This is a genomic window from Mycolicibacterium arseniciresistens, from assembly GCF_030519285.1.
Lineage (GTDB): Bacteria > Actinomycetota > Actinomycetes > Mycobacteriales > Mycobacteriaceae > Mycobacterium > Mycobacterium arseniciresistens.
The window spans coordinates 1-7807 of record NZ_JAUMSQ010000327.1 but is presented as its reverse complement, the minus strand read 5'-3'; the positions used below and the strand labels follow the sequence as shown (position 1 = coordinate 7807).

The window sequence follows — 7807 nt, the reverse complement described above, 5'->3', positions numbered from 1 at the left end:
CGGTACGCGGATTCGGTTCCCGGCCGTTCGCCGTAGGTGACGTCATTGAAAGCGGTTGCGGCCGAACCGAGTTCGGTGGCGAGGCCGGGCAGCGCGGCGCCGGCGTCCCTGGCGAGCTCGGTGGCGGTGCGGCCCGGCACCGGTGCGAGGACGCCGGTCTGCTCGAGGTGGCGCGCGACGGCGCGCAGCCGGTGCCTGATCGCCGAGGCCCAGTCACCGGCGGCGGCGAACTGTTCGGCGGTCGCCCGGTGTTCGACGGCGCTGAGTTCCTGGCCGGCGAACAGCGGCTGCACGCCGCGGTTCGTGCGCAGCGTGCGCCGGGCGACCCGGAGTGCGACGAACAGCGCCACGACGAGCATCAGGATCAGCACCGAGATGGTGAACCAACCGCCGGGCACCGTGGAACCCTCGGCGGCGATGCGGTACAGCAGCTGGTCGAACCACTCGCTGAGCCGTTCGGTGAGCGACGGCCGGGGGTAGATCGGCTTGCCCAGTTCACGCTGGGCGGCGTCGTGCGCGGCGTCGCGGCCGATGTCTAACGCAGGCACGTCACCGTTGCCGGGTCAACCACAGGTGGTCCGTGGAGTCCTGCGGGGTGCCGGGCACGGCCGCCGCGCCGGTCTGCAGCACGAGGTCGAACGCCTCGCCGCGGATGCGCCGGTCGGTGTAGAGCAGGACGGTGACGCCCGCGGCGAACGGTGCGGTGAGGATCTGCCCGAAGACACTGCCGATCGACACCAGGACCAGTCCGAGGATCGCGCTCGACGAACTGTCGGCCGTCGTCGTCAGCACCTGGCCGATCAGGCTGAACGGCACCGACACCGCGCCTGCGACGAGGGCCGTGACGATGGTGGCGAGCAGCCAGATCCCGAGCACCCGCCAGAAGTCCTTTTTGACCAGGTCGTAGGACCGTGCGATGGCGGTGAAGACGGGCAGCCGCTCCAGCACGATCAACGGCGGCGCGAAGATCAGCACGGTGGCCGCGTAGACCAGGCCGGCGACGGCAAGCAGCACCAGCGGCGCGCCGACCAGGAACCCGGCGACGGCGCCCCCGGCGCTGACCGCGAGGGCGATGACGATCCCGATCACCACGGCCGCGACCAGGAAGGCCGCGATCTCGAGCAGGGTGAATCCGATCAGGGCGAGCAGCCTGTGGCGCAGCCGTTCCCATGCCTCGCCGATGGTGATGCCGGCTCCGAACACCGCCCGGCCGATCACCACCGTCAGCATGCCGCTCAGCACGATCGAGGCCAGCATGGTCGTGACGCCACCCACCAGCGACGAACCGGTGAGGGCCACCACGTCGCCGAACGTCGTCGGCTCGCCCTGCACCGTCGAGAGCAGTCCGCCGCTGGCCGCCAGCGGACCGATCTGCAGGACCAGCGCCACGAGCTGGGAGATGACCACCACGATCGTGGTGAGGCCGAGCGTCGCCTTCGGGTTGCGCCGGATGTAGGCGACCGCGCCGTTGAAGATGTCGGACAGGGTCAGCGGTCGCAGCGGGATCACCCCCGGCTGCAACGCCTGGGCGGGACCGCCGTACGGGTAGCCCGGCGGCGGCCCGTATCCGGGCGGTGCGTAGCCCGGCGGCGGATACCCGGGAGTTGCGTAGCCGGGCGGCGGGTAACCCGGCGGTGCGTAGCCCGGCGGCGGGTGATTCGGCGGTGCATAGCCGGGCGGCGGGTAACCGGGCGGCGGATAGCCCGGCTGTTGGTACCCCGGCTGTTGGTACCCCGGCGGCGGCGGGCCGGCCGGACCGAACCCGTCGGCGTCGTTGCTCATGCCCACCATCCTGTCGAGCGCCGCAGGAATCGGCAACGTGTCCGCCCGGTCCGGCGCGGCACACCCCAGGGGTGGGCGCCGTCGACGCATCGAAAACGTTCGCGCACAACGTGTCCCGGTGGCGAACGCCGAACCTGTCGAACGGGACGGGCCGCGGGCGTAGGTTGGCGGCATGGCGGAACTCAAGCAGCGCCTGCGCGCGGATCTCACCTCGGCGATGAAGTCGCAGGACAAGCTGCGCACAGGGACTTTGCGAATGCTGTTGGCGGCCGTCCAGAACGAGGAGGTGTCCGGCAAGCAGGCGCGCGAGTTGTCCGACGACGAGGTGCTCAAGGTGCTGGCGCGGGAGGCACGCAAGCGCGCCGAGGCGGCCGAGGTCTACACGCAGAACGGACGCGGTGAACTCGCCGCCAACGAGCATGCCGAGGCGCGCGTCATCGACGAGTACCTGCCCACTCCGCTGACGGAGGCCGAGTTGGCCGACGTCGCCGACACCGCGATCGCCCAGGTCGCCGAGGAGATCGGGGAGCGGCCCGGGATGCGTCAGATGGGTCAGGTGATGAAGGCCGCCACCGCGATCGCTGCGGGCAAGGCCGACGGCTCGCGGTTGTCGGCCGCGGTCAAGGCCCGCCTGTAGCGGCCGTTTGCCGCGGACTGCGACGGGCTACCCGGTGCGCATGACGCGCTTCGGCTACACCCTGATGACTGAACAGAGCGGCCCTAAAGACCTTGTCCGTTACGCCGTTTCGGCCGAACAGGTCGGTTTCGACTTCGAGGTGTCCAGCGACCACTACTCGCCGTGGCTCTCCGCCCAGGGGCATGCGCCGAACGCGTGGACGGTACTCGGCGCGGTCGCGCACGCCACCGAGCGCGTCGAACTGTTCACCTACGTCACCTGCCCGACGATGCGGTACCACCCCGCGATCGTCGCCCAGCAGGCGGCGACGCTGCAGATCCTCGCCGACGGGCGGTTCACCCTCGGTCTGGGCAGCGGCGAGAACCTCAACGAGCACGTGGTGGGTCAGGGCTGGCCGACGATCACCCGCAGGCACGACATGCTGCGCGAGGCCATCCAGATCATCCGAGAGCTGTTCACCGGCGACGTCGTCGACTGGAAGGGCGAGTATTTCGAGGTCGATTCGGCCCGCCTGTGGGATCTGCCGGATGTCCCGGTGGCCCTCGCCGCGGCGGTGTCGGGCGACCGGTCGGTGGAGACGTTCGCCCCGCTGGCCGACCACCTCATCGCGGTGCAGCCCGACCGCGAGGCCGTCGACGCCTGGCACCACGCGCGACGCGGGACCGGACTGTCGGGTGACGTGCGGGTGATCGGGCAGATCCCGATCTGCTGGGACCCCGACCGGGACACGGCGGTCGCGCGGGCCCACGACCAGTTCCGCTGGTTCGCCGGCGGCTGGGCGGTGAACGCCGATCTACCCACCACCGCAGGCTTCGCCGGGGCGACGCAGTTCGTCCGCCCCGAGGACACCGCCGACGCCATCGCGTGCGGGCCCGACCTCGACGCGATCGTCGAGGCGGTCAGCGAGTACTGGAAGGCCGGCTTCACCGACATCGCGCTGGTGCAGGTGGGCGACGAGGGGCAGGAACGGTTCCTCGACGAGGCGGCGGGGCCGCTGCTGGAGAAGCTGCGCAGCGCGGCCGGCTGAGCTCAGACTCCGGCGAGTGCGAACGAGCGGTCGGGCTGCCCGGCTGCGACCCTGGCCAGCTCGTCGCTGACCCTGCGCTCGACGAGCAGCGGAATGAAGTCGCGGATCACGCTGTCCTCGAACCGGCGGTAGGCATCGTCGACGGTGGTGGCCACCAGGCCGGCTGGAACGTCCACGAACCTCGCGACGAGCCGGTGCTCGACGTCGTCGATCAGTTCGCGCTCACTCTTCTTTGACACGCCGCCAATGATCCGGCTCGTTTATGTAGACAGTCAACGTTTGCTGCATCACATGACTTGACACCCGTCAAGCGGGTGTATGGCCGGGACGCCGCGATTGGGCCGGCACCGCGACGGGTAGCCGGTGCGCGACGAGAAAGGGGCAGCCATGCCACGCGGACAAGGGATCTACGACGACGAACTCGCCGACGAGCCCAAGGGCGGCCGGCCGGGCCCGACCGACGAGGGCAAGGAGGGCGGGATGGCCACCCGGGAGGTGGCTCCCGAGGTCACCACGCCCGAGGACGCCCCGGAATCGTCGGACTAGACCTACTCGGCGTCGCGTCCCTCGCGGCTGCGCCGGTAGGCGGCCTCCCGGAAGTCGGTGAGCCAGCCGGGGAACAGGCGCACGCCCGGCGCGGTGTTGCGGGTCGGGTCGAACGAGACATCCTCGCCCTTCGGGGCGCGGGCCCGCAGCGTCAGCCTGGCCAACGGATGGAACTCCCCGGTGCCGGCGGCCTGCTCGATGTCGAATTCCAGCCCGTCGGCGGCGATCCGGTCCTCGGCTGCGGACAGCGGCAGGCCCGCCACGTCCAGCACCGTCGTCATCCGGGCACGCACCCACCACAGGCCGTCGCGGTACCGCAGCGGCATCAGGCTGGTGAACGACACGTCGGACCAGGAGGCGACCGGTCGAAGCAGCACCCGGCCGACCCCGTCTCCGACGGTGGAGACCAGCAGCACGTCCCAGGGCCTGCCGGACTCCGGCGTCATCCGCCAGGCCAGTCCGACGATGTCCGGCAAGGAACCGGGCAGGCCGACGCCCTTCGACACCCGGCCGACGACGTCGCCGGACGGCACCGGCAGCCCCTCGTTCGGCGGAGCGACCCGTTCGATCGTTCCGGTGGCCAACACACCGGAGGGATGGAACAGCCGGCGATGCCGCAGCGCGGCGCCGGCCTCGAAGGGAAGTGCGGCGATGTCCGAGATCTTCATCGGTTCTGGGTGCCCCGACCGGTCCCGCGCAAACCCGGCGGGGGTTTAACGAATCGCACGGCGGGCATTAATCACCGCAGTGCTGTGACACCACAGCGAAGCTCGTCGAAAGGCCGAAGTGACCACCGCATACACCGACGAACGCGACACCGTTGTCGTGCCGGAGGGCGTGTACGCCCCGCAGGAGGATTCCCAGCTTCTCGTCGACGTGATGGAAAAGACGGGGCTGGCGGTCGGCAACCGGGTCGCCGACCTGTGTACGGGCAGCGGCTTCGTCGCCATCGGCGCGGCGCTGCAGGGCGCATCGGCCGTCGCGGCCTTCGACATCTGCCCCCGCGCGGTGCGCACCGCGCGCGTCAACGCGGCCGCGGCCGGCGCCGCGGTGGATGTGCACCTCGGTTCGTGGGCCAGGGCCGTCGAGTTCGGCCCGTTCGACCTGATCGTCAGCAACCCGCCGTACGTGCCGCACGACCCCGAGCTCGCCGACGACGCGACGATCCCGGCCCACGCAGGCCCGCCGCGGGCCTGGAACGCCGGACCCGACGGCCGGCTGGTGCTCGACCCGCTCTGCGCCGCGGCGCCCAGCCTGCTCGCCGACGGCGGGTCCATGCTGATCGTGCACTCCGAGTTCTCCGGGCCCAGGCAGACCCTCGCCGGTCTGGCCGCGGCCGGTCTGGACGCGGAGATCATTGCCTACCAGTGGATCCCGTTCGGCCCGGTGCTTTCGGCGCGGGCCGCGTGGCTCGAGGAGGCCGGGCTGCTCGAGCCGGGCCGCCGCGAGGAGGAACTCGTCGTGATCAGAGCCGACAAGCCGTGAGCGAGGAACCCCGCCTCGTGCGGGTGGTGCCGAACGGGCCCGTGATGGTGCAGGGCCCGGTCCGCATCGAGATGCCCGACGGCAGCGTCGTGGAGTCCGACCGATTCATGGTCGCGCTGTGCGTCTGCAAACGCTCGAAGAACTACCCGCTGTGCGACACCAGTCATCGGCGCCGCCGCAGGAGCAGCGCCGGGGAGAAGGCCGACAAGCTAGACCAGCGGCCGGCGTAGCGAACTCTCGCCGTCGGCCCAGCTGCGCATCACGTGGTCGGCCAGACGGTCCTCGACGAGCGCGTGTGCCCTGATCCCGAAGACGACGTCGGCGTCGAGTTGCGGTTCCCGCGCCACCAGGTCGCCCACCACGTCGGTCCGCACCACCTGCTCGTGCACCGCGTCGGCCTCCACGTGCTCGCGGTAGAACGCCACACACGCCTCGGGAGCGGCCATCCGCTCGAGTGCGTCGACCAGCCTGCGCGATCCGGGCGAGGACGTGATCTCGGTGGACGCGAAGTGTCCGACGGCCGCACCCCGCAGCGCTCGGTGCAGACCGAACATCGACATCAGGTTCACCGCGGCCAGCGCCTCTGCGGGCACGTGGTCGATGTAGCCGAGATAGGTGTTGTCCAGGCCCGCCGCCTCCAACAGATCGGCGAACAGCTGCTGATGCAGCCGCGGCCCCCGGCCGCCGCCGAACTCGTCGAACTCGACGGCGACGAACGACGCCTTGGCCTGACCGGTCAGCCGCGGGATCGCGAAGGCGTGCGGGTCGCCCTCCTTGAGGTGGTAGAGCGAGCGGTGCACGAAGTACTCCTGCATCTGCTCCCAGGTGCCCTCGTCGCGGAGGTAGTAGGACGGGCCGGAGCCGTCGGCCGGTTCGACGGCCAGCGCGTCCATCTCGGCCGCAGCCGTCTCGTCCTCGGCGATCTCACCGACGTCGTTGCGTACTGCGGTGAGGAACGCCTGCTCCAGCTGGCCGCGCAGATGCAGCAGGCCGGCATTCCACTCCCAGGCCGAATCGACGCCGGCGAAACCGCGGTAGTGCAGCTCATAGCAGGTGTAGAGCGCCAGGTGCAGGTCCAGACCGTACGGATCGGAGTCGCCGACGGACGCCTCGACGCGGGAGAGGTGATTGCGCGGAGCGCGCTCCGACAGCAGGTTCACCACCGCGAGGGACAGCGGGCCGCGGGCCTCGGGGAGCGTCGGTTCGGTCAACAGGGGCGCAAGTGTCACGCGTGTCTTTTACCCCGTCACGACGTGGGCAAACACCTGGCGCGGCGAGTTCAGAAGCGCCAGAGGGCTTCTTGGGTGGTGCTGGCCACCAGAGCGCCGGACGTGTCGTACAGCGAGCCGATGGCCAGCCCCCTCGCGTCGCTGTTGTTGACGCCGTCCACCTCGTAGCGGTGCCAGTGATGCGGGACGAACGGACGGTGGAACCACACCGAGTGGTCGAGGCTGGCCGCCATGCCGGCGCCGGGGACTGCGGGCGCGCCGGGCGGGCGCGCGGACGGCACGGGCCCGAAGTCGGACATGTAGGTCAGTGCGCAGGCCCGGACCAGGGGGTCGTCCTCGATGTGCTCGACGGTGCGGATCCAGAACGGCGGCACCGCGAAGGGGGAGTCGTCGTCGGGGTGCGTGCGGATCTCGAAGTGCTCGACCGACTCCAGGTCCGGCGACTTGGGCACCGCGGCGGCGAATGCGATGCCGGGCGTGCGCGGCGGGTGCCAGTCGGTGCCCGCCTCGGGCCGGTGGAACGAGGCGATCATCTCGAGGATCGCGGTGCCCTGCTGGACGGCGGTGACGCGGCGGGTGTCGAACGATCTGCCGTCACGGGTGCGCTCGACGTGCAGTTCGACGTCGACGCCGTAGCGGCCGCCGCGCACGAAGTAGGCGTGCAGGGACTGCGGCAGCTTGTCGGGTTCGACGGTCGCGCCCGCGGCGCCGAGGGCCTGAGCGGCGACCAGCCCACCGAACAGTCGGTGCTCGGGACCGGTGCTGACCTGCGGCGCGACGAACGTGTCACCGTCGCGTCGGTACTGCAGCAGAGCAGCGATCCAGCTGAGCCCGGCGGCAGCGGCGGCGTCGGTCTTGTCGTCGTCGAGAGCGGTCATCACCGGTGAGCCTATCCACCGCTTGGTTGGGCAGCAGGCCGGGGAGGTGTTGCTATCGTCGCGACATCGCTGCCACACGCTGCTCGCGGTCCGTCGCGGCGGTCGTGACCGCGCTCGTCCTCGCCGGCTGTTCGGAGCCGCCCGCTCCCGAATCGGTGACCTCTGCGCCGGCCCCGTCATCAGCGCCAGTGGCTGAGCCGGCGCCGGCGCCGCCGCCGCCCCA

General features: G+C 70.9%; 11 protein-coding genes. 5 read left to right on the top strand and 6 right to left on the bottom strand.

Features of this window, described 5'->3' with window-relative positions; genetic code table 11:
• Both Q2100_RS27360 and Q2100_RS27355 read right to left on the bottom strand, forming a co-directional pair.
• On the bottom strand, window positions 1-548 hold a 548-nt coding region (locus Q2100_RS27360; protein ID WP_302916578.1), incomplete at its 3' end, for a DUF4129 domain-containing protein.
• Window position 549: 1 nt separating this feature from the next.
• A complete protein-coding gene (locus Q2100_RS27355) occupies window positions 550-1791 on the bottom strand; it encodes a glycerophosphoryl diester phosphodiesterase membrane domain-containing protein (protein WP_407667701.1) in 1242 nt (413 codons plus the stop codon).
• Window positions 1792-1954: 163 nt separating this feature from the next.
• Here Q2100_RS27355 and Q2100_RS27350 point away from each other — a divergent pair, with 163 nt between their 5' ends.
• Complete coding sequence (locus Q2100_RS27350) at window positions 1955-2419, top strand: GatB/YqeY domain-containing protein (protein ID WP_269893090.1); 465 nt, start codon at window positions 1955-1957, stop codon at window positions 2417-2419.
• 40 nt (window positions 2420-2459) lie between these two features.
• Complete coding sequence (locus Q2100_RS27345; protein WP_302916576.1) at window positions 2460-3446, top strand: LLM class F420-dependent oxidoreductase; 987 nt, start codon at window positions 2460-2462, stop codon at window positions 3444-3446.
• A 2-nt stretch (window positions 3447-3448) separates the two neighbouring features.
• Here Q2100_RS27345 and Q2100_RS27340 read toward each other — a convergent pair whose 3' ends face one another.
• Window positions 3449-3685, bottom strand: coding sequence for a three-helix bundle dimerization domain-containing protein (locus tag Q2100_RS27340; protein ID WP_302916575.1), 237 nt, complete (start codon window positions 3683-3685; stop codon window positions 3449-3451).
• Between the two features lie 148 nt (window positions 3686-3833).
• Here Q2100_RS27340 and Q2100_RS27335 point away from each other — a divergent pair, with 148 nt between their 5' ends.
• Entirely contained in the window at window positions 3834-3992 is a 159-nt protein-coding gene (locus tag Q2100_RS27335; RefSeq protein ID WP_264015798.1) for a hypothetical protein, read from the top strand.
• Between the two features lie 2 nt (window positions 3993-3994).
• Here Q2100_RS27335 and Q2100_RS27330 read toward each other — a convergent pair whose 3' ends face one another.
• Window positions 3995-4660, bottom strand: coding sequence for a phosphodiesterase (locus Q2100_RS27330; protein ID WP_302916574.1), 666 nt, complete (start codon window positions 4658-4660; stop codon window positions 3995-3997).
• A 118-nt stretch (window positions 4661-4778) separates the two neighbouring features.
• Here Q2100_RS27330 and Q2100_RS27325 point away from each other — a divergent pair, with 118 nt between their 5' ends.
• Window positions 4779-5477, top strand: coding sequence for a HemK2/MTQ2 family protein methyltransferase (locus Q2100_RS27325; RefSeq protein WP_264015800.1), 699 nt, complete (start codon window positions 4779-4781; stop codon window positions 5475-5477).
• 44 nt (window positions 5478-5521) lie between these two features.
• Entirely contained in the window at window positions 5522-5707 is a 186-nt protein-coding gene (locus Q2100_RS27320; protein WP_302916579.1) for a CDGSH iron-sulfur domain-containing protein, read from the top strand.
• Here Q2100_RS27320 and Q2100_RS27315 read toward each other — a convergent pair.
• Both Q2100_RS27315 and Q2100_RS27310 read right to left on the bottom strand, forming a co-directional pair.
• The gene (locus Q2100_RS27315; protein ID WP_302916573.1) at window positions 5687-6706 is read right to left on the bottom strand and encodes an iron-containing redox enzyme family protein; all 1020 of its coding nucleotides are present in this window, start codon (window positions 6704-6706) and stop codon (window positions 5687-5689) included. The two genes, Q2100_RS27320 and Q2100_RS27315, sit on opposite strands and share 21 nt — an antisense overlap.
• A 50-nt stretch (window positions 6707-6756) precedes the next feature.
• Window positions 6757-7584 carry an acyl-CoA thioesterase gene (locus Q2100_RS27310; protein WP_302916572.1) on the bottom strand — a complete coding sequence of 276 codons (828 nt, stop codon included), beginning with the start codon at window positions 7582-7584 and terminating at the stop codon, window positions 6757-6759.
• Between the last annotated feature and the right edge of the window lie 223 nt (window positions 7585-7807).